The sequence below is a fragment of the Rhizobium sp. CAU 1783 genome, assembly GCF_054551725.1.
The window spans coordinates 1-20,489 of record NZ_JBTOLM010000002.1 but is presented as its reverse complement, the minus strand read 5'-3'; the positions used below and the strand labels follow the sequence as shown (position 1 = coordinate 20,489).

The 20,489-nt window shown below is 62.7% G+C and carries 19 protein-coding genes; 14 read left to right on the top strand and 5 right to left on the bottom strand.

Annotated elements, in window-relative coordinates:
• Positions 1–27: 27 nt before the first annotated feature.
• The 3 genes from glpD to ACX93L_RS06840 form a co-directional block, all read right to left on the bottom strand.
• Complete coding sequence (gene glpD / locus ACX93L_RS06850) at positions 28–1,536, bottom strand: glycerol-3-phosphate dehydrogenase (protein ID WP_459404172.1); 1,509 nt, start codon at positions 1,534–1,536, stop codon at positions 28–30.
• 106 nt (positions 1,537–1,642) lie between these two features.
• On the bottom strand, positions 1,643–2,434 hold the full coding sequence (locus ACX93L_RS06845; protein WP_459404171.1) for a DeoR/GlpR family DNA-binding transcription regulator: 792 nt from the start codon (positions 2,432–2,434) through the stop codon (positions 1,643–1,645).
• Between the two features lie 167 nt (positions 2,435–2,601).
• Positions 2,602–2,892 carry a YARHG domain-containing protein gene (locus ACX93L_RS06840; protein ID WP_459404170.1) on the bottom strand — a complete coding sequence of 97 codons (291 nt, stop codon included), beginning with the start codon at positions 2,890–2,892 and terminating at the stop codon, positions 2,602–2,604.
• Between the two features lie 212 nt (positions 2,893–3,104).
• Here ACX93L_RS06840 and ACX93L_RS06835 point away from each other — a divergent pair, with 212 nt between their 5' ends.
• The 5 genes from ACX93L_RS06835 (at position 3,105) to ACX93L_RS06815 (ending at position 11,005) form a co-directional block, all read left to right on the top strand.
• Positions 3,105–5,741, top strand: coding sequence for a hypothetical protein (locus ACX93L_RS06835; protein WP_459404169.1), 2,637 nt, complete (start codon positions 3,105–3,107; stop codon positions 5,739–5,741).
• A complete protein-coding gene (locus tag ACX93L_RS06830) occupies positions 5,738–8,113 on the top strand; it encodes a hypothetical protein (protein ID WP_459404168.1) in 2,376 nt (791 codons plus the stop codon). Before ACX93L_RS06835 ends, ACX93L_RS06830 begins: the two co-directional genes overlap by 4 nt.
• Positions 8,114–8,297: 184 nt before the next feature.
• Positions 8,298–9,455, top strand: a complete 1,158-nt coding sequence (locus ACX93L_RS06825; protein ID WP_459404167.1) for a CaiB/BaiF CoA transferase family protein — start codon at positions 8,298–8,300, stop codon at positions 9,453–9,455.
• Positions 9,455–10,591: an extracellular solute-binding protein gene (locus ACX93L_RS06820; protein WP_459404166.1), complete on the top strand. Its 1,137-nt coding sequence runs from the start codon at positions 9,455–9,457 to the stop codon at positions 10,589–10,591. Before ACX93L_RS06825 ends, ACX93L_RS06820 begins: the two co-directional genes overlap by 1 nt.
• A 63-nt stretch (positions 10,592–10,654) precedes the next feature.
• The gene (locus ACX93L_RS06815) at positions 10,655–11,005 is read left to right on the top strand and encodes a YnfA family protein (RefSeq protein WP_459404165.1); all 351 of its coding nucleotides are present in this window, start codon (positions 10,655–10,657) and stop codon (positions 11,003–11,005) included.
• A gap of 22 nt (positions 11,006–11,027) precedes the next feature.
• On the opposite strand, the gene ACX93L_RS06810 is transcribed toward ACX93L_RS06815, so the two are convergent.
• Both ACX93L_RS06810 and ACX93L_RS06805 read right to left on the bottom strand, forming a co-directional pair.
• Positions 11,028–11,861, bottom strand: coding sequence for an amidohydrolase family protein (locus ACX93L_RS06810; protein WP_459404164.1), 834 nt, complete (start codon positions 11,859–11,861; stop codon positions 11,028–11,030).
• A 71-nt stretch (positions 11,862–11,932) separates the two neighbouring features.
• On the bottom strand, positions 11,933–12,724 hold the full coding sequence (locus tag ACX93L_RS06805; RefSeq protein ID WP_169592684.1) for an IclR family transcriptional regulator: 792 nt from the start codon (positions 12,722–12,724) through the stop codon (positions 11,933–11,935).
• A gap of 151 nt (positions 12,725–12,875) precedes the next feature.
• Between ACX93L_RS06805 and ACX93L_RS06800 the strand changes: the two genes are divergently transcribed.
• The 9 genes from ACX93L_RS06800 to ACX93L_RS06760 all read left to right on the top strand — a co-directional run.
• A complete protein-coding gene (locus ACX93L_RS06800; RefSeq protein ID WP_459404163.1) occupies positions 12,876–14,192 on the top strand; it encodes a type 2 periplasmic-binding domain-containing protein in 1,317 nt (438 codons plus the stop codon).
• Between the two features lie 243 nt (positions 14,193–14,435).
• On the top strand, positions 14,436–15,332 hold the full coding sequence (locus tag ACX93L_RS06795; protein ID WP_459404162.1) for a carbohydrate ABC transporter permease: 897 nt from the start codon (positions 14,436–14,438) through the stop codon (positions 15,330–15,332).
• Position 15,333: 1 nt separating this feature from the next.
• Complete coding sequence (locus ACX93L_RS06790; RefSeq protein WP_459404161.1) at positions 15,334–16,200, top strand: carbohydrate ABC transporter permease; 867 nt, start codon at positions 15,334–15,336, stop codon at positions 16,198–16,200.
• A gap of 3 nt (positions 16,201–16,203) precedes the next feature.
• Positions 16,204–17,301: an ABC transporter ATP-binding protein gene (locus ACX93L_RS06785; protein ID WP_459404160.1), complete on the top strand. Its 1,098-nt coding sequence runs from the start codon at positions 16,204–16,206 to the stop codon at positions 17,299–17,301.
• A 1-nt stretch (position 17,302) separates the two neighbouring features.
• Positions 17,303–18,412, top strand: a complete 1,110-nt coding sequence (locus ACX93L_RS06780; protein ID WP_459404159.1) for a mandelate racemase/muconate lactonizing enzyme family protein — start codon at positions 17,303–17,305, stop codon at positions 18,410–18,412.
• A 14-nt stretch (positions 18,413–18,426) separates the two neighbouring features.
• The gene (locus ACX93L_RS06775; RefSeq protein WP_459404158.1) at positions 18,427–18,756 is read left to right on the top strand and encodes an L-rhamnose mutarotase; all 330 of its coding nucleotides are present in this window, start codon (positions 18,427–18,429) and stop codon (positions 18,754–18,756) included.
• Between the two features lie 30 nt (positions 18,757–18,786).
• A complete protein-coding gene (locus ACX93L_RS06770) occupies positions 18,787–19,854 on the top strand; it encodes a Gfo/Idh/MocA family protein (RefSeq protein WP_459404157.1) in 1,068 nt (355 codons plus the stop codon).
• A 14-nt stretch (positions 19,855–19,868) separates the two neighbouring features.
• Positions 19,869–20,321: a MaoC family dehydratase gene (locus tag ACX93L_RS06765; protein WP_459404156.1), complete on the top strand. Its 453-nt coding sequence runs from the start codon at positions 19,869–19,871 to the stop codon at positions 20,319–20,321.
• A 29-nt stretch (positions 20,322–20,350) separates the two neighbouring features.
• On the top strand, positions 20,351–20,489 hold a 139-nt coding region (locus ACX93L_RS06760; protein ID WP_459405340.1), incomplete at its 3' end, for an SDR family NAD(P)-dependent oxidoreductase.

Below are 20,489 nucleotides of genomic sequence, written 5' to 3'. Positions count from 1 at the left end.
GGCTATTCTAAAGCGGCTGCGCGCTTCTCAGCGGGCGGCGGCTGCCATGTAGTTTTCAAGTTCCGCGGCCTCCCCGGCCGTCAGATACAAACCCTGTTTCGTGCGGCGCCAGAGCACGTCTTCGGCGCTGCGAGCCCATTCCCGCTCGATCAGCCAGCGCACCTCACACTCGAAGAGCGTTCCGCCAAAATGCCGCCCGAGGTCTTCGGCACGCTTCGCATTGCCGACGATCCTCTGCGCGTCCGTGCCATAGCAACGGACCAGCCGCTCGGCATGCCGCCGCTCCAGGAACGGGCAGACACGGATCAGCTTGTCGACTTCGGCGGGATAAGTCGTCGCGCCGAAGTCTCCCCCCGGCAGTCTGCTCGTCCCCGTCCAGGAAGTGCCCTTCACGCCGATCGCCTCGCCGATTTTCTCCAGCGCATGTTCGGCAAGACGCCGATAGGTGGTCAGTTTCCCGCCGAAGACATTGAGAAGCGGCGCATCCTCTGCGGGACGATCCAGCTTCAGAACGTAGTCACGGGTGGCTTCCTGGGCTTTCGATGCACCATCGTCGTAGAGCGGACGCACGGCCGAATAGCTCCACACGATATCTTCCCGTCGAACCGGCTCAGCGAAATATTCGCTGGCAGCATTGCACAAATACGCGATCTCTTCTTCGCTTATTTTCACATTTTTCGGATCCTCCGTATAGTCACGATCCGTCGTGCCAATGAGCGTGAAGTCCTTTTCGTAGGGAATCGCGAAAATGATCCGGTTGTCAGGGTTCTGGAAGAAATAGGCGCGCGGATCGGTGAATTTCTTCTTCACCACGATATGACTGCCCTGAACCAGACGCACATTGTGAACGTTGTTGCGGCCGAGAGTGCCCGCGAGAACCTGGTCGACCCACGGCCCCGCGGCGTTGACCAGCATGCGGGCCTTGTACGTCTGCATTTCGCCCGAAGCCTCGTCCGAGACGACCACTGTCCAGAGGCCATTTTCGCGACGGGCCGACGTCACACGCTTGCGGTCAAGGATCGTTGCCCCACGGTCGGCGGCATCGCGCGCATTCAGCACGACCATGCGCGCGTCATCGACCCAGCCGTCGGAATACTCGAAAGCCTTGGAAAACTCAGGCTTCAACGGCTTGCCGGCCGGATCGCGGCGCAGATCGAGGGTTTTCGTCGCAGGAAGCAGCTTGCGGCCACCTAGGTGATCATAAAGGAACAAGCCGAGGCGGATCAGCCAGGCGGGACGAATACCGCCCTTCTGATAGGGAAGGACGAACCGCAGCGGCCAGATGACGTGGGGCGCCATCGCCCAGAGCACTTCGCGTTCCATCAAAGCTTCGCGCACGAGACGGAACTCGTAGTATTCGAGATAACGCAGGCCGCCATGGATAAGCTTGGTCGCACCGGAGGACGTGCCGGCGGCGAAGTCCTTCATCTCGGCCAACGCAACGCTGTAGCCGCGGCCGACGGCGTCACGCGCGATGCCGCAGCCGTTGATGCCGCCCCCGATGACAAAGACGTCGAAAACCTGATCGACCTGCATTCGCTCTCGCTCCCCTTTTCGCATTGCACAATTTTACGCAATTGCGAAAGTTGGATCATCTAAATCGAAACAAAATCGAATGTCAAACGAAGATTCGGGAAGGCGCCTAACGATCGTCCCTGATGCCGCCATCGCCGTCACGCGTCTCCAGAAGATGCACGTCGTTTTCCGCACAGATCCGGCGGATGGATTCCAAGGGGCAATGGTCGGTGATGAAGGTATGGACCTGGGAAATATGGCCGATCCGTACCGGCGCGGTGCGCTCGAACTTCGATGCGTCAGACACCAGGATGACATGGCGCGCATTGGCGATGATCGCCTGGGCGACTTTCACTTCGCGGTAGTCGAAGTCGAGCAGCGCACCGTCCTCGTCGATTGCCGAAACACCGATCACGGCGAAATCCACCTTGAACTGCCGGATGAAATCGACGGCAGCTTCGCCGACGATACCGCCGTCGGAGCCGCGGACGACACCGCCTGCGATCACCACCTCGATCGACGGGAAGACGCGCAACCTGTTGGCAACATTTATGTTGTTCGTGATGACCATCAGCTCTTTATGGTCAGTCAGGGCTTCGCCCACGGCCTCGGTCGTCGTACCGATATTGATGAAGAGGGAGGAATTGTCGGGGATGAGGGCCGCCGCCGCCCGACCGATCGCCTGCTTTTCCGGGGCTGCCATGGACCGGCGCGCCTCATACTTGACGTTCTCGTTGCCGGTCGGAAAAATCGCGCCGCCATGAATACGCGTGAGAGCCTTGCCGTCGCACAGATCATTCAGGTCCTTGCGGATCGTCTGCGGCGTGACGGCGAAACGCGTGGCCAGTTCGTCGACGAGCACGCGTCCTTCCGCCTTGGCAAGCGCCATGATTTCGGCCTGACGGCTGGTAAACAGCATCTGGCTCCTCCCTTTTCTTTTCGTTTTTTTTCATCCTAGGCAAAAATGAAAACCGGGCAATAGGCACATTCTCGGGACCGCAAACGAAAACTCCCCGGGCCGCCGATCTGCGTCCCGGGGAGTGGCCCCCGCCAAAGCCTCTGCCGATCAGGTACCGGCAACCCGGACTACTTGCAGCCCTGATAGACTTCCCACTGCTCGATGTTGCTGACGCGGCGCTGCTCGCCCGGCGTCAGCTTGCCATAGGGCGGAAAGCAACCGCGGCCGAAAACGTTGCGCGCACGCTGCGTCTTGAAGCAGTAGCCCTTGGCCGCGTAAATCGCGTTGCGCTCATACCAAAGCTGCTCGCAGCTCATTCCGTCATAGTCCTGGGCATAAACTTCACCGAGCGACCCCATTCCCACCACCATCGGCACCACGACAAACATCGTCGCGGCAATCGTGCTCCTGTACCCCATCTCAGTGTCCTCTCCTGTTTAACTGTTGAAAGTCTATCACTTGCCGGATGACCGCAATTGACCTGCGTCAATATCCGGCTTGCACGATGGTCGCATGAACGTGGCTGCGCTCCACCCGGTCGCACGCCGAAAGACCAATGACATACTTGACGCAAGTCAATGCCGGTGAAGGCACCTGCGCTCTCTATTGAAGAGCCTGCGGGGAGGGTCTGATGGCGCAGTCTTCTGGAATTCGACTTTCGGTTTTCACTCTTGGCGCGGCACTGCTGATGCCGCTTCTCACAACCGCCATGGCCCAGGAGACCAGCGACCAGGCCGATCCGGATGCGGCGGTCCGCAAGCGTATCGAGGAACGACTCGCCCTCCTCAACAAGGCCAAGCTAGACGCCTTGCTCGAGCGGGCCGGACGACAGCCGCCCGTCGATTTCTACGCCTGTCTCTGTTCGACCATGTGGCGGGCCGGCCATGTGGGCGTCAGCTACCGTGACGGCAAATGCCATTTCTCAGGATTCGGCGAGTGGGACGAACCGCTGCCCAACGATCCGGCGACATGGTCGACCTGTATTGCCTCCCAGCGCTACGAGGACGGTTCATCGATCGTCGATGTTCTGATCGGCGAAGTGAAGACGATACGCGACAAGCAGAAGCAGGCGGAAGCCGCCAAGGCAATCGAGGCGGCCAAGGCACAGAAAGGGCCGGATTCGGCAATATCGGACTATGAAAAGCTGCTGGCCAAGAACCTGACGGCCCTTCGCTTGAAGGGCTATCCGATGAACAAGATCGAGCAGTTCAATGCGATGATGCGCAAGCGGATCATGCAGCTCGATCAACCGGGCGCGCTACCCGGATTCTGGGAATCCCTAGGGCTCGCAGCACCGCCGGCATCGGATGCGGCATCTCTCGATGCCTGGCGGAGATCCATGCTGGAAAAATGGGACGGGCGCTTCATAGGGTTGCTCGAGGGCGGAGATCCGAAAGCGATCTTCGAGGGCATCCGACAGATGTCCGGCGCGCTGGGCAAGTACGAGTCGGGACTTCAAATCGCGGCGGAAGGGGCTCTCGACGAGATTGCCGGGAACCAGAAAATGGTCGAGGACGTGCTGTCGGCCATCCCGATCGTCGGCGACACGATGGATCTCATCGCGGTGGCCGGTTACCTGGCCGGCAAGGGCGACTGGACGCTTTCCGGTGATCAAGTCACCGCCTTCGATGCGATGCTGCGGTTTGCGGCGATTGCCGGACCGCTCGGGCTCGAGAAGCTGATGGCCAGCTCCAGGGCCGCTTCGAAACTGGTCGATGATGTCGGCGAGGTCGCCGCGACGCTCGGCTCGGCGAAGGCGAAGGCCATGGCCGCCAAGGCGGTCGGCCGCAGCGGCAAGGCGATCGACGAGGCGGCGGAGGCGGCGGAGAAGGCGTTCATCCAGCAGAGAAAAGCCGCGACGGATGCCTTGAAGGCAAAGGCCGACGCCGCCGCCAGGAAGTTCGAGAACAGCGGTGCCGGAGCTCTCGACATCGCCGCCGTCGAGCGCGACCGCAAGCAGGCCGCCGCCCTGATCGACCGTCTCAAAAAAACCGAACCGGGGTCGGACGCCTATCAGCAGGCCCTGCGCGAGCTGCAAGCCAACAAGACTGCTCAGGCGCTGATCAACGACAAGGCGATACCGGACGATCTTCGCAAGCAGGCCAAGCAGGCGGTCGAAGGCTGGTACAAGTCGGCCGATGCCGGGGCGGGAAGCGATCTCAAGAAACTACTCGGCAGCTCCGGTGACACGAAGGTCGTCGCCCAGCAACTCGGCATCGATCCCAAGGCGGCGGAAAAGCTGCGCAATGACATGGCCGCCTATGCCAAGAACAACAACCTTTCGCTCGACGACTTCAAGATTGAGGTGAAGACCATCACCAACAAGCGGCCGGAAGACGGCCTCACCAGCTTCGGCCGGGACCGCGACGTGACCTTCGAGGTCGTCGCGCCGGACGGGCGCCGCTTCGACATCGACCACAAGGTCAGCGAGACAGCCTATGAGCAGAACTTCTGGAAGACGACCCGCAAGGAACCGCTGCCGCTGACCAAGGATGGTGTGCCGGACACCAAGGCGATCCACGACTATGCCCATGAAACGATGGACCAGACGGTGACATCGAAATGGCATGCGGAAGCCTACAATCCGGGAGAGGTGCAGCTCGGCGACTTCCTCGACAAGGGCATCAAACCGACCATTACCCGGGTCGAGGACGTCCGTGACACCGTGACCTACAAGTCCAAGGTCTGGTTCGATCGCGCGACGAACGCAACGGATCCCGCCGAGCAGGCGCGCAACATGGCCGAGGGCATGCGCCAGGCCAGCAAGCAGTATAACGACCTCATCCTCTCCCGCCTCGAACAGTATGGCATGAAGGGCGCGGCCGTTCCGCCGCAACTGCAGGCGGCGATGGACATCTTCCAGCAGGTCAAGGACATGAAGGTGACAGCCAAGCAGGCCGAATCCATGCTGGAGGCAATCGGCTCGTCGCCGCAGAAGGCGGTCGGCGACATGGCCTCGATGTTCGAAACCATGGAGAAGGTCGGCGGCGCGACCTATCGGGCGGAACAGGGGGCCAAGGTGCTTGCCGAGGTCAAGGCGCTCACCGGCAGCGGGCCGGGCTGGCAGGAAATGGCACTCGGCAAGCTGAATGACGGGCTGAAGAACGGCCGGCTTTCGGGCGACGATTTCCTCAAGAACCGGCAGGAAATCATCCGCAACGCGACGGCGGCAATGTCGAAGGAAAATATCGCGAGCTGGGCGGCGGAAGCGCGCGCCAAGGGTTTGATCAGCGCGGATGAATTCGCACAGCTGAAGGGGCAACCATGAGACGGCATCCGCGCTCCCTCCTTCACCGGTTCACCGCTGTCCTTCTGATCTTCCTCGGGATGCTGACGGCGAGCGGCGATGCCCTTGGCCAGGCCCCCACTCAGATTGTCGCCGTCGGCCCGCTCTCGCTCCGCGTTCCTGCGGACTGGACGCGCCGCGACGGTCCGGCAGATGACAATCCGCATTATGACGAGCCCGCCCCATCGCCCCGCCTCGGGGCAACGGTGGCCATCGCCGTCGAGGATACATCCTCCGGCGGCAGCGAGGAGAGCGGCGGGGCGCAGAAGCTCGCGCCGCGCAACTATTCCGGCCATCGGGCGTCAGTCGAGCAATGGCTCTGGGATGAGGACGGCGTGCAGGGCATCACCCTAACATTCGCCGACGTCATCCCCGGAAAGGTAGTCAAGGTCATCGGCTGGATGCCTCAAGCCGATTGGAAGGCACGCAAGCAACTGATCTGGGACATCTTCGCCTCCATCGAGATCGGCGACGGCGAGGCCGACGACCGGCTACAGTCGGACGTCCCCGCCCTCGGGCCGCCGCAGCGTTTCGAACTCGGCAACATCGATGCCGTGGCGAACGGCCCCCGGGTGCCGACAATGATCAACATCGCACGGCCGATCCAGCTTCTCAGACTGCGGACCTATCACTGGAACAACGGGCACGGCAAACAGCCGGGAACGATCTCCCTGATCAACGAGCAGGGCGAGCGGCTCGGCCCCTGGAAGGCAATCGGCGAGCCGGGACAGGGCGGAGTGCCGAACGCCTATTGGCTGGCGGAGATCAACACGCCAATCCCCACCGGCTCCTACCGGCTCCGGACATCGAGTGACAAGACGTGGTCCACCAATGAAGGTGTCGGCTGGCAGGGCTTCTTCTCGGTCGAATGGCAGGATTTCACAAGCGAAGACGTGTCCGGAACCAATGACGCATCCCCCGGCCCGGAGGCTTCCGAGGATCTCGTACCCGACGAGATGCCGAGCGTGGCTCTCGACAGCTGGCGCGCGCCGAGGGAACAGGTCCTGTTCGACGGAACCGAGAGCAAGCTCTTCATACCGCATCAGGCGCATGGCGGCGTGTTCGATCAACAGGCCACCTACAAGGACGGCGCCCTCGTCGTCGACGTGCCGGCGAACAGCGGTTGGGGCAAGGTGGGACTGCTCAGTTCCGACCCGTTGGTCTGGCTCGACCAGTTCCACGACGACGCGGAAGTCAGGGTCGATTTCACGCTTGACCCGGCACGGACCAGCGGCTTCGGCTTTGCACTCGCCGAGCCCGGCTGGGGTGGCGTCGCCGGCAACGAGCCGGGCAATCCCGATGCGCGCTTCTACTGGATCCGCCAGCCGGACGGTGCATCTGTGAGATCCGAATTCCACGTCGATCCGCATGGGGAGAACGATTTCTGGAAGGACGTGCTGAAGCCCGACGCGCCGGAAAAGGTCAGCTTCGTGCTGAAGCCGGGCAAGATCTCCGTCGTGATCGACGACAAGGTGCTGGTGGAACGGCCATGGTCACTGCTGGCAAGCGGCACGGGGTTCCGCGTCTATGCCTTTTCCCATGCCGCGGATATCAACTTGCCCACCCAGCTCGCGCTTCGATCGATCACGGTCACGCGTCACTATCCTGAAAGACCCGAACCGGAAGGTCCGCCGGCGGGCATCGAACCGCTTCCCGTCACGACGATCTTCGACGGCAAGCCGACCCCGCTCTTCGAACCTGCGGCAACTGGCGGCGGCAATTTCGACAGTTTTGCCTCTTATGCCGACGGTGCGCTGACGATCGATGTCCCGCCCGGCAACAGCTGGGGGAAGACGGGTCTGCTCTCCGCAGAACCGTTGGTGATCCTCGATCCACGGGCGCGGGAGACGCCGGTGAGGCTCGGCCTCACGGTCGATCCGAAGGCAACCCGAACCTTCGTCATTGCCCTGCAGAGCGACAAGGTGGTTGAGATGTGGCCCGGCCATCAGGCCTGGCTGGTCCTGTCGCGTCGTGACGATCTGGGCAGCTATCTGCTGCAGGTCCACGGTTCAGTGTACAATGACCGCGTCAGAAGCTTCCCGATCGCCTGGTTCGACCAGCATTGGGACGGTCGGTTGGACATCGACATCGCCGACAGACATGTCTGCCTGCGCATTCCCGATGGCCCCGTGCTTTGCTCCGAGATGCCGGTCGGCGTCGGCTACCAACTCTACGGTACGATACTGGCCCATGCCCCAAGCGAGGGCGAAGGCACGGCACTTTTCATCCGCAAGATCACCCGCGGGCTGGCGACACCGGCGAACATGAACGCTGAACGTCGCTGGTACCTGGTCGACGATGAGGCTTTCGATCCCGACCAGTTTATGACCGAGCTCGGCGCCCTGGCCGAGTGAAGCTTCCACATCCGTCCACTGATCCGGCCGCTCGCCCTGCGAGCGACAGGACAACTTTGGCCTTGTCAAAATCACCCATATGTGAAAGATGAATTTAAATAAGAATTCTCCGCCGCATCCATCATCCGATCGCGACCGGCGGAAGGGATGGATGCCGCCTCGGCGGTCATGGGAGGAGAATGACATGCAGGATGATGCCAGCCCGCTGCTCGCGGGTCTGACGGTCGTCGATATGAGCCAGTTCCTGTCGGGACCCTACTGTTCGCTCAGACTGCTGGATCTCGGCGCGCGCGTCATCAAGATTGAGCGCCCGGACGGCGGCGACCTTTCCCGCAGGCTCTATCTTTCGGACACCGAGGTCGGCGGCGACTCCACACTCTTCCATGCGATCAACCGCGGCAAGGAAAGCCTCGGCATCGACCTCAAGAACCCCGACGACCTAGTCTTCCTGCGCAAGCTCCTGGCTGAGGCCGACGTGATGATCCAGAATTTCCGCCCCGGCGTGATCGAACGCCTCGGCCTCGATTACGAGGCCGTGAAGGCGATCAATCCGCGGATCGTCTATGCCTCGATCTCCGGCTATGGCGAGGAAGGACCCTGGGTGATGCGCCCCGGCCAGGACCTGCTGGCGCAGGCCCGCTCCGGAGTCATGTGGCTGAACGGCGACGAAGACCAAGGACCGGTTCCGCTCGGCCTTTCGATCGCCGACATGCTCGCCGGCGCGAATACCTGCCAGGCAATCCTGGCGGCGCTGGTCCGCCGTGGCATGTCGGGCACAGGTGCCCATGTGCAGACCAGCCTGCTCGAGAGCCTCGTGGACCTCCAGTTCGAGCTCCTCACCACCCATCTCAATGACGGGAAACGGCTTCCCAAGCGCTCGTCGTTCCGCAATGCGAACGCCTATCTCTCGGCGCCTTACGGCGTCTATCCCGCAAAGAACGGTTATCTTGCAATCGCCATGACCCCGATCGGCCGGCTGCAGGACCTTCTCGGCATCGAGGCGCTTGCTCCTTTCCGCGACGACACGAAATCCTGGTTCACCCGGCGCGACGAGATCAAGACGATCATAGCCGATCACATCGCGACAGAAAGCGTCGAGCACTGGCTGTCGATCCTGGAGCCTGCCGACATCTGGTGCTCGAAGGTGCTGGAATGGCCCGAACTGCTAGAAAGCGAAGGTTTCCGTCTGCTGGACATGCTGCAGACCGTGACGCGCGAGGACGACGTGGCGATCGGCACCACCCGCTGCCCGGTCCGCATCGATGGCAAGCGTCCGCATGGCGGACGCGCGGCACCGCTTGTCGGTGAGCATACGGCAAAGATCAGAGCGGAGTTCGCGTGATGGGCAAGCTTCTCAAGGGCATGACCTGGAGCCACCCCCGGGGCTACGACCCTATGGTCGCCTGCTCAGCCGACTGGCTCAGGAAAACCGGCGTGACGGTCGAGTGGGACAAGCGCTCGCTGCAGGACTTCGAGAGCTTCCCGGTCGAGGAACTGGCTCGGCAATACGACCTGATCGTGATCGACCATCCGCATGTCGGCCAGATCACCGCCGAGGGTTGCCTCGCACCGCTTGACGTACCGGGGCGCGAGATCGCCTTTGCGGCCCTGGCCGCCGGAACAGTCGGCCTCTCCTTCCCGAGCTACAACTGGCAGGGTCGCCAATGGGCCTTCCCGATCGATGCCGCGACGCAGGTTCTTGCCTGGCGCCCCGATCTCATCGATGCAGCGCCGACACGCTGGGCAGAGGTTCTGGAGCTTGCACGCGAGGGCCGCGTCCTACTGCCGCTTCGGCCACCACATTCGCTGATGAGTTTCTTTACGCTGACGGGGAACCTCGGCCACCCCTGCTCGGTGACCGGTGAAGAGTCTTTCGCCGACCTCGAGATCGGTGCTAGCGCACTGGAGATGATCCGTGAACTGGCTCTCCTCATCGACCCCGCCTGCCTGACCATGGATCCGATCGCCGTGTTCGACCGGATGGGCGCCGCAGATTCGCCGATCGCCATCACCCCGCTGATCTATGGTTATGTGAGCTACGCACTGGCGGGTTTTCGAGACCGACGCATCAGCTTCACCGACATTGCGACGATCGGGGAACGCGGTCCCGTCGGCTCGGCGCTCGGCGGCACGGGCATTGCCGTCTCGGCCTTTTCGACGGAGCCCGACGCGGCGGTGGACTTTGCCTACTGGATCGCCAGCGGCCCCGTCCAGGCGGATCGCTACTGGCGCACGGGCGGTCAGCCCGGCCATGCGGCCGGCTGGGAGGACGACGGCGCCAATGCGGCAACGCTGGACTTCTACCGCGGCACACGGGCCACACTCGAAGGCGCCTGGCTTCGCCCGCGGCATAACGGTTACATGCCGTTCCAGGAAGAGGCCTCGCACATCATCAACGATGCCGTCACGGGATCGATCAGCGTAAAGGCCGCCATTGCGCGGCTCAACGAACGGTTCCGGCAAAGCCTCGAGGCCTGACGGCCAAGCCTGTCCACCGCTGGATCCGGCCGCCGATCGATGCCACCATGGGCGACCCTCAACATGGTGGCATTGATGCATCCCATATTCTCCACTGGCGCGATCTATGCGGCAGCAGCGTTCTGCGAAATCGCCGGTTGTTTTGCCTTCTGGGCCTGGCAGAAGCTCGACAAATCCGTGTTCTGGCTGGCGCCGGGGACTGCCCTGCTCGTTGCCTTCGCGACACTTCTGACGCTGGTGCCGAGCGAGGCCGCCGGCCGTGCCTACGCGGCCTACGGCGGCATCTACATTCTTGCTTCGCTGGTGTGGATGTGGCTGATCGAGGGCCAGATACCGGACCGCTGGGACGTGACAGGCTCAGGGCTTGCGCTTGCCGGCGCGGCCATCATCCTGTTCGCGCCCCGCGCAGCCTGATCAAAGCTATGAGGCCTGGCCGTCAGAGGCTCCAGAGCGCGCGCGCGTTGCCGGAGAGAACCCTCGCCTTCTCCTCGAGGCTCACGCCGGACAGCAGCGCATGGGTGGTCCCGACCCAGGTCGAGAGCCCGCCGCCGAGAGTGCAGACCGGCCAATCGCTGCCCCAGACCATCCGGTTGAAACCGAAGCTTTCCGCGACATGAGCGAAATAGGGCTTCAGGTCCTCCAGCGTCCAGTTCTCGGCACCATAGGCCGGCAGGCCCGAAAGCTTGACCGTCACATTCGGCCTGCGGGCAATCTCGGAAAGCGGTCCGCTCCAGGCGTCAAACCCGCCACCCTTGACGTCCGGTACCCCGCAGTGATCGAGAACGAAGGAGACATCGGGGGCGAGATCGCCAAGGACGGCCGCCTTTCCGATCTGGTGCGGCAGAACGCAGAGGTCGAAGGTCAGGCCGGAACCGCCAAGCCGCCGTATGTTTTCGCGGAAAAGCGCGCCCTCGGACAGGTCGTCCGGCATCACATGCAGCACGCGTCGGAAGCCCTTGACGAGGGGATTGGCAAGGGTCCGATCGAGATAGGCGGCAAAACCCGGCTCCTCCGGCCGGCAGGAGGCGATGGCGCCTCTCAGCAGGCTACCCGTTTCGGCGGCCAGTCCGGCGATGAGGTCGGTTTCGTTCTCGATCCGGTCGGGTGCCACATCGACTTCCATATGCAAGGTCGAAACGATCCCCAGGCGGCGGGCTTCCCGCTGGTAGGCGTCATAGGTGAAATCAGCGTCAAGCGGCGGCACGGACGACAGCCAGGGATAGGCCAGCCGGTCACGGTAGATCAGGTGCAGATGGGTATCGACGATCATGCGGGCCTCCTCCTCGAGCGGACGGAAACCTGCCACAGAAGAAGCGTCCATTCAAATACGAATTTTGGCGATCAAGACCCTTCGGACTTGAAGTCCGAGCCGGCCATTTCCGACAGCTTGCGCGTCGTCTCGACCACGAGGTGGATGCTGTTGGTGATATCCGGCGCGCCCGGCGTATTGATGAGCGTGATATAGGGTACGGTCAGCGCCGCGATCGCCTTGCCGTCGGCCCCGAGCACGGGCGCGGAAAGGTTGATCACACCCGCCGTCTGGGCGCTGGGCATCATTTCGTAGCCACGGTTGCGGATCTGGTCGAGGCGCGACAGGAATTCCGGCGTGACCTTGGCATGATCGCCACTGCTGCCGAGGTTTTCGGCGATCATCATCTCGCGTTCCTCCTTGGTGTGGAAGGCGAGCAGCACGTGGCCGGAGCCGGTGTCGAACAGGCTGATCCGCGACCCGACACGGATGGAGATGCCCCAGTATCCCGGCGCCTCCTGCTGGGCAATCACCACCGGATAGCCGCGATCGAACACGACGAGCTGGTTTGCCTGACGGGAGGCCTCGGCGAGCTCGCGCATCAGGGGAATGGCGAAGGATGCCAGCCGGCGCACTGGCGCGTGCAGCTGGGCGAGGCCGAACAGCTTGAGCGTCAGGGCGAAGCGGTCACCGTCGATGCGGGTCACGTAGCCGCGCTTCACCAGGCGGTCCAGCATGCGATAGAACTCGTTGGTGCTGCGATCGAGGCGCTTGGCGATTTCCGCCTGCGTAAGGCCACCATCGACCGCGGCCAGGAGTTCGAGAATGTCGAGTCCCTTGTCGAGCGCCGGCGCACGATAGCGGTCGTTGTCGTCTTCCGTCACGCTTAAGCCCCCTTCAGTAAAACAACCTGTTCATATACGCAGAATGGATGGCCTGCAATAGTTTGACCTTGACGATAGGCGAATAAATGGTTTGTATATGAATGAAGCTCTTATGGGTGAGGGCTGGGCGAAAGCCAAATGGGAGGAGAAAATGCCAAAGCTTTGGACCGGCGTTGCAGCCGGCGCATTGATGTGTGCTTGGGCGGGAGCGGTCGGCGCGGCCGATCTGCCGGGCAAGTTCGACGGCGTGACCATCGACGCCAAGTTGATCGGCGGCCAGCAGTATGAAGCGCTCTACGCGCGCATCGCCGAATGGGAGAAGGCAACCGGCGCCAAGGTCAACGTGATTTCGAAGAAGAACCACTTCGAACTCGACAAGGAGATCAAGTCGGACATCGCAACCGGGAGCATCTCTTGGTGCGTCGGTTCCAACCACTCCTCGTTCGCGCCGCAGTATCCGGACATCTACACCGACCTCTCGGCCCTGCTGCCGAAGGAAGAAATTGACGCCTTCGTGCCAGCAAACATCAAGGCCTCGACGCTCGACGGCAAGCTGGTGATGCTGCCGCGCGCGCAGTTCGACGTCTCCGCGCTCTATTACCAGAAGAGCCTCTATCAGGACGAAGCCAAGAAGAAGGCCTTCAAGGAAAAGTACGGCTATGAGCTGACGCCGCCGGATACCTGGCAGCAGGTGAGCGACCAGGCCACCTTCTTCTCCAGCCCGCCGGATTTCTACGGCACCCAGTTCGCCGGCAAGGAAGAAGCCATCAACGGCCGCTTCTATGAAATGGTGGTCGCCGAAGGCGGCGAATATCTCGATGCCGACGGCAAGCCCGCCTTCAACTCGGAAGCCGGCGTGCGCGCGCTAGACTGGTTCGTCAACATGTACAAGGCCAAGGCGGTCCCGGCCGGTACGACCAACTATCTGTGGGATGACCTCGGTCAGGGCTTCGCCTCCGGCACCATCGCCGTCAACCTCGACTGGCCTGGCTGGGCAACCTTCTTCAACGACCCGAAGTCTTCCAAGGTTGCCGGCAATGTCGGCGTGAAGGTGCAGCCGGCAGGCTCTTCCGGCAAGCGCACCGGTTGGTCCGGCCACCATGGCTTCTCGGTCACGGAAAGCTGCGCCAGTAAGGAAGCTGCCGCCTCGCTCGCCTGGTTCCTCACCAACGAGGACAGCCAGAAGCTCGAGGCTGCCGCCGGCCCGCTGCCGACCCGCACCGCCGTCTGGGACTGGGACATCAGCCAAGCCGAAAGCGATCCGTACAAGAAGGAAGTCCTGAGCGCCTTCCAGGAAGCGGCCAAGCATGCTTTCGCCGTTCCGCAGACGCCGTCCTGGATCGAAATCTCGAACGCCGTCTATCCGGAACTCCAGGCCGCCATCCTCGGCGACAAGACGTCGAAGCAGGCGCTTGACGATGCCGCCAAGAAGGCGACCGAAATCCTCGAGGACGCCGGCGAGCTGTAAGGCTTGCACGTAAGATGGAATTGCCCCTCACCCTAACCCTCTTCCCGCACGCGGGGAGAGGGGACGGACAGGTCGCCGCGAGTTCCTTCTCCCCGCTTGCGCGGAGAAGGTGCCGGCAGGCGGATGAGGGGCAAGACCAAATCAACAGACGGTCGGAACAAGGCGGGGATTTCGCACGATGCGAGGCTCCGCCGACCCGTCACCCCGACCATTTTTCATTAAAGCATACAGGAGAGGCATTTCATGAAAGGCTGGAGACCCCCGGCACCCGTCCTGCTTCTGCTGCCCGCATTCATCGTCCTGGCAGCCGTCGTCATCATTCCTCTTCTGCTCTCGCTGTATTCGAGCTTCACCGCCTTCCGGCTGACCCAGCCGGCATCGCTCTACACGCTGGTGGGGTTTCGCAATTACCAGCGCATCCTGACCGATTGGGAGTTTTGGACGGCGTTCGGACGCACCGTTCTCCTGTTGACCGTCGCGCTCAATGTCGAGATGCTGCTCGGCCTCGGCCTTGCCATGCTGGTAGAGAAGGCCTCGCGCGGACAGCGCATGCTCAGAACCATCATGATGTTCCCGATGATGTTCTCGCCGATCCTTGTGGGCTTCCAGTTCAAGTTCATGTTCAACGACAACATCGGCCTGATCAACAATGCGCTGCAGTCCCTCGGCCTGACCAACCAGGCGATCCCGTGGCTGATCGACGGGCAGCTCGCCTTCTGGGCGATCATCACCGCGGAAATCTGGTCGTCCACCTCGGTCTTTGCCATCCTGATCCTCGCCGGCCTGCTTGCCATGCCCAAGGAGCCGATCGAGGCCGCGCGCGTCGATGGCTGCACGCCCTTCCAGACCTTCCGTTATGTCACCTGGCCCTTCATCATGCCTTTCGCCTATATCGCCATGACGATCCGCTCGCTGGACGTCGCGCGCGCCTACGACATCGTCAAGATCATGACGGACGGCGGCCCGGCCAAGCGCACGGAGCTCCTCTGGACCCTGGTTTCACGCACCGCCTATTCCGACGCCCGCATGGGGCTCGCCAATGCCATGGCCTACTTCGCCATCCTGCTGTCGATCCTCTTCACCGTCTATTTCTACAAAAAGCTGGCGGCAGCCCGCACCCAGATCGCTGCGGAGTGGTGAGATGAACGAGAACGCTGAAGCCCGCCTGAAGTCGCTCGCCCTGTCGGTCGCCCACAAGATCGGCCTTTTCCTGGCCATGACCATCATCTGCCTGCCGGGCCTTTGGATCGTGCTCGCCTCGTTCCGGCCGACGGTCGAGATCATGGCGAAACCGCCGGTGTGGATTCCCCAGCACCTGTCGCTCGACGCCTATGTGGCGATGTTCTCCGGCATCGGCCAGGGCGGCATCCCGGTGATCGAGTACTTCCGCAACTCGCTGATCATCTCGGTTACGTCGACCGTGATTTCACTCGCCATCGGCATGGCCGGCGGCTATGCCTTCGCGCGCTACCGCTTCAAGGCCAAGTCGTCGATCTTCCTCGGCCTGATGCTGACCCGCACTGTTCCCGGCATCGCGTTGTCACTGCCGCTCTTCTTCGTCTATTCGAAGCTCGGCATCATCGACACGCATTTCGGCCTGATCCTCGCCTATGTCGCGCTCAACGTGCCCTTCACCATCTGGCTGATCGATGGCTTCTTTAGGCAGGTGCCGAAGGATCTTGCCGAGGCCGCCCAGATCGACGGCTGTACCCGCTGGCAGGCCTTCTGGCAGGTCGAGTTTCCGCTTGCCGGTCCCGGCATCGCATCTGCCGGCATCTTCGCCTTCCTCACCTCGTGGAACGAGTTCGCGCTCGCCTCGCAGCTCACCCGTTCCGTAAACTCCAAAACCCTGCCCGTCGGTCTCCTCGACTATACCGCCGAGTTCACCATCGACTGGCGCGGCATGTGTGCGCTCGCCGTCGTGATGATCATCCCGGCGCTCGTTCTGACCTTCATCGTGCAGAAGCATCTCGTTTCCGGCCTCACCTCCGGCGCAGTCAAAGGATAGACCATGGCAACCGTTTCCCTCGAAAAGCTGGTCAAGCGCTATGGCGCCCTCGAAGTGGTGCACGGCATCGACCTCGAAGTGGCCGACCGCGAATTCATCGCCCTTGTCGGCCCGTCCGGATGCGGCAAGTCGACGACGCTGCGGATGATCGCCGGGCTCGAGCCGATCTCCGGCGGAAACCTCAAGATCGGTGGCCGCGTCGTCAACGACCTGCCGCCGAGGGCCCGCAACCTCGCCATGGTGTTCCAGTCCTATGCGCTCTACCCGCACATGACCGTGCGCGAGAACATGGGCTTTTCGTTGAAGATCGCCGGCATGAAGCCGGAGGAAATCGGCCCCCGTGTCGAGGAGGCGGCCCGCACCCTTGACCTGACCGCCCTGCTGGAGCGCCGGCCTTCGCAACTTTCCGGCGGCCAGCGCCAGCGCGTCGCGATGGGCCGTGCCATCGTGCGCGATCCGGACGTCTTCCTATTCGACGAGCCGCTGTCGAACCTCGATGCGAAGCTCAGAACCCAGATGCGCACCGAGATCAAGAAACTGCACGCCAAGGTGCAGTCGACGGTGATCTACGTCACCCACGACCAGGTCGAGGCGATGACGCTCGCCGACCGTATCGTCATCATGCGCGACGGTCACATCGAGCAGGTCGGAACGCCCGAAGACGTCTTCCAGCGGCCGACATCCAAGTTCGTCGCCGGCTTCATCGGGTCGCCGCCGATGAATCTCAAGGATGCCGAAATCGCGGACGGCCGCATGGTCTTCGACAATGGCGAGAGCCTGCCGCTGCCGAAACAGTTCGCAAGCCGCGTCTCGGCCGGGCAGAAGGTTACCTTCGGCCTGCGTCCCGACGACCTCTATCCCGCCGGCCACGGCATTCATTCAGGCCACGAGGCGGATGTCCACGCTCAGGACCTCAAGGTCGCGATCACCGAGCCGCTCGGCAACGAAACCCTCGTCTTCTCCGAATTCGGTGGTGCCGAATGGGTCGGCCGCATGCTCAATCCGAGGCCGCTGAAGTCGGGAGAAAGCCTGCCCTTCTGCTTCGACCTCTCGCAGGCCCACCTCTTCGACCGCGACAGCGGCAAGACCCTGAGGGGCTGACATGGCGAAGATCGAACGCGTCGAACTTTCCATGGTCGACCTTCGTCCGAAGGTCGAGCGCACGGACGCCATCCAGAGCTTCGTCAGCCAGGAAACGCCGCTCGTCACGATCACGGACAGCGACGGCGCTATCGGCGCCGGCTACAGCTATACGATCGGCACCGGCGGCTCCTCAGTCATGCGGCTTCTTGCTGATCATCTGGCGCCGCGCCTGATCGGCCGCGACGCCGACCAGATCGAGGCGATCTGGCACGAGCTCGAATTTGCCACCCATGCAACGACGATCGGCGCGATCACCTCGATCGCGCTCGCCGCGATCGACACCGCGCTCTGGGACCTGCGCGCCCGCAAGCAAGGCCTGCCGCTCTGGAAACTCGCCGGCGGGGCCAAGGACAGATGCCCGCTCTACACAACCGAGGGCGGCTGGCTGCATCTGTCGGCCGAGGCGCTGGTCGAGGATGCGCTCGACGCCAAGGCCAAGGGATTTCGCGGCTCCAAGGTCAAGATCGGCAAACCGCACGGCGCGGAGGACTTCGCACGGCTTTCGGCCGTGCGGCAGGCCGTCGGCGACGCCTACGAGATCATGACCGACGCCAATCAGGGCTTTGCCGTGGACGAGGTGATCCGCCGGGCGGAACGGCTGCGCGAACTCGACCTTGCCTGGCTTGAAGAGCCGCTGCCAGCCGACGACATCGACGGCCATGTACGCCTTGCCCGCTCGACCGCCACGCCCGTCGCAGTCGGTGAATCCCTCTATTCGATCCGCCATTTCCGCGAATACATGGCACGCGGCGCGTGCTCGATCGTGCAAGTCGACGCCGGCCGGATCGGTGGCATCACGCCGTGGCTCAAGGTGGCGCATGCGGCGGAAGCGTTCGACATGCCGGTCTGCCCGCATTTCCTGATGGAACTGCATGTCAGCCTGACCTGCGCCGTGCCGAACGGCAAATATGTCGAATATATCCCGCAGCTCGACGACATCACCACGTCACGCCTGGTGATCGAGGATGGGATGGCGCTGGCTCCGTCGGCCCCCGGCCTCGGCATCGAGTGGGACTGGGACGCGATCCGCAGTCGTCGAATTGTCGAATTCGACCGCGAAATCCGCTGAGCGAGGAGAACATCATGGAACGCAAAGGAATGGTGATCGGCCTCAGGCCGGAGAAGATCGTCGAGTACAAGCGCCTGCATGCGGCGGTGTGGCCCGACGTGCTGGCGATGATCTCGGCCTGCAACATCAAGAACTATTCGATCTTCCTGAAGGAACCGGAGAACCTGCTGTTCTCGTTCTTCGAATATCATGGCAACGACTTTGCGGCCGACATGGCGAAGATGGCGGCCGATCCGACCACCCAGGAATGGTGGGCCGTCTGCATGCCGTGCCAGCAGCCGCTCGACACCCGGAAAGACGGCGAGTGGTGGGCCGAGATGGAGGAGGTCTTTTTCCATGCGTGATACAGCGCGGACGGCGAAGGAGACGTCACGATGAATTTTGATCCCAAATCCCTTTCCCAGTCCTGGCCGCCACCAGTGAAACCGCGCCCGATCGTGACTTTCGGTGCTGGGTCCATTGTCGGCGACGCGCATTTTCCGGCCTATGCCAAAGGCGGCTTTCCGATTGCGGGGCTCTATGACCCCGATCACGAGAAGGCAAAGGCGCTGGCCGACAAATGGGGCGTGAAGGCCTATGCGACGGTCGAGGAGGCGGCGGCCGTCGAAGGTGCGATCTTCGATCTGGCAACCCCGCCAGCCGCGCACGCGAAGGTTCTGTCCGCACTGCCCGCCGGTGCGCCGGTGCTGATCCAGAAGCCGATGGGGTCCGACCTCGCCGCCGCAACGGAAATTCTCGAAATATGCCGGGCGAAGAAGCTCAAGGCCGCCGTCAATTTTCAGCTGCGATTTGCGCCGATGATGCTCGCACTCAAGGATGCCATCGCCAAGGGTCTGCTCGGCGAGGTCGTCGACTTCGACGTCTATCTCGCGCTCGATACGCCGTGGCAGCTCTGGGCCTTCCTCGAAGGCCTGCCGCGCATCGAGATCGCCATGCATTCGATCCACTATCTGGATCTCATCCGCCAGATTCTCGGCGATCCGAAGGGTGTACATGCCAAATCGATCGGCCATCCCAATCACAAGATGGCACAGACACGCACGACCGCGATCCTCGACTATGGCGACCGCGTCCGTTGTGCCGTGTCAATCAACCATGACCACAAGTTCGGCCGCCGATACCAGGCCTGTGAGTTCCGCGTCTGCGGCACAGAGGGTGCGGCCTATGTGCAGCTCGGGGTCAACCTCGACTATCCGCGGGGCGAGCCCGACATTCTGGCGATCTATCCGAAGGGCGGGACCGACTGGGTCGAGGTTCCCCTGCAGGGCACCTGGTTCCCCGACGCCTTCGTCGGGCGCATGGCCAATCTGCAGCGCTACGCCGCAGGCGAGGATCAGGACCTTGTGTCCTCGGTCGAGGATGCCTGGATGACCATGGCACTCGTCGAGGCGCTCTATGCCTCGAACGCAGCCCCCGCCACCCCGCTCGCCGCAAAGCCCTGACAAGAAAGCCCACAATGGAACAGCTCAAATTCTACGAAGACTACCAGATCGGCGAGCAGCGCCAGACCACGGGCCGCACCATCACCGAGACGGATTTCATCGTCCATGCCGGGCATACCGGCGACTTCTTCCCGCATCACATGGACGCCGAGTTTGCCAAGACGACCCCGTTCGGCCAGCGCATCGCCCATGGCACCATGGTGTTCTCGATCGGCGTCGGGCTGACTGCGTCCGTTATCAACCCGGCCGCCTTCTCCTATGGCTACGACCGGCTGCGCTTCATTCGCCCGGTCTTCATCGGCGACACGATCCATACCCGGGTAACGATCCATTCGAAGGAGGACGATCCGAAGCGACCCGAGGTGGGCCGCGTGGTCGAGCGCACGGAAGTCATCAACCAGAAGGGCGAGGTCGTACTGGCCGCCGACCACATCCATATCGTCGAGCGTCGGCCTAAGGCCGCCTGATACGGCAAGCATCCAGAAAGGAAATACCGATGTCGCTTTCCCTCGAAAACAAACGAGTCGTCGTGACGGCCGCCGGCCAGGGGATCGGTCGTGCGAGCGCGCTTGCCTTTGCGGCGGCCGGTGCGCGGGTGCTGGCGACCGACATCAACGAGGCGGCGCTCGGAGAGC

Excerpts from the sequence above, each read along its gene's own strand:
- ACX93L_RS06795 (WP_459404162.1), top strand. The coding sequence starts at position 14,436 with ATGAAAGGCTGGAGACCCCCGGCACCCGTCCTGCTTCTGCTGCCCGCA.
- ACX93L_RS06780 (WP_459404159.1), top strand. The coding sequence starts at position 17,303 with ATGGCGAAGATCGAACGCGTCGAACTTTCCATGGTCGACCTTCGTCCG.
- glpD (WP_459404172.1), bottom strand. The coding sequence starts at position 1,536 with ATGCAGGTCGATCAGGTTTTCGACGTCTTTGTCATCGGGGGCGGCATC.
- ACX93L_RS06765 (WP_459404156.1), top strand. The coding sequence starts at position 19,869 with ATGGAACAGCTCAAATTCTACGAAGACTACCAGATCGGCGAGCAGCGC.
- ACX93L_RS06825 (WP_459404167.1), top strand. The coding sequence starts at position 8,298 with ATGCAGGATGATGCCAGCCCGCTGCTCGCGGGTCTGACGGTCGTCGAT.
- ACX93L_RS06790 (WP_459404161.1), top strand. The coding sequence starts at position 15,334 with ATGAACGAGAACGCTGAAGCCCGCCTGAAGTCGCTCGCCCTGTCGGTC.
- ACX93L_RS06785 (WP_459404160.1), top strand. The coding sequence starts at position 16,204 with ATGGCAACCGTTTCCCTCGAAAAGCTGGTCAAGCGCTATGGCGCCCTC.
- ACX93L_RS06770 (WP_459404157.1), top strand. The coding sequence starts at position 18,787 with ATGAATTTTGATCCCAAATCCCTTTCCCAGTCCTGGCCGCCACCAGTG.
- ACX93L_RS06800 (WP_459404163.1), top strand. The coding sequence starts at position 12,876 with ATGCCAAAGCTTTGGACCGGCGTTGCAGCCGGCGCATTGATGTGTGCT.
- ACX93L_RS06820 (WP_459404166.1), top strand. The coding sequence starts at position 9,455 with ATGGGCAAGCTTCTCAAGGGCATGACCTGGAGCCACCCCCGGGGCTAC.
- ACX93L_RS06775 (WP_459404158.1), top strand. The coding sequence starts at position 18,427 with ATGGAACGCAAAGGAATGGTGATCGGCCTCAGGCCGGAGAAGATCGTC.
- ACX93L_RS06835 (WP_459404169.1), top strand. The coding sequence starts at position 3,105 with ATGGCGCAGTCTTCTGGAATTCGACTTTCGGTTTTCACTCTTGGCGCG.
- ACX93L_RS06815 (WP_459404165.1), top strand. The coding sequence starts at position 10,655 with ATGGTGGCATTGATGCATCCCATATTCTCCACTGGCGCGATCTATGCG.
- ACX93L_RS06830 (WP_459404168.1), top strand. The coding sequence starts at position 5,738 with ATGAGACGGCATCCGCGCTCCCTCCTTCACCGGTTCACCGCTGTCCTT.
- ACX93L_RS06845 (WP_459404171.1), bottom strand. The coding sequence starts at position 2,434 with ATGCTGTTTACCAGCCGTCAGGCCGAAATCATGGCGCTTGCCAAGGCG.
- ACX93L_RS06840 (WP_459404170.1), bottom strand. The coding sequence starts at position 2,892 with ATGGGGTACAGGAGCACGATTGCCGCGACGATGTTTGTCGTGGTGCCG.
- ACX93L_RS06810 (WP_459404164.1), bottom strand. The coding sequence starts at position 11,861 with ATGATCGTCGATACCCATCTGCACCTGATCTACCGTGACCGGCTGGCC.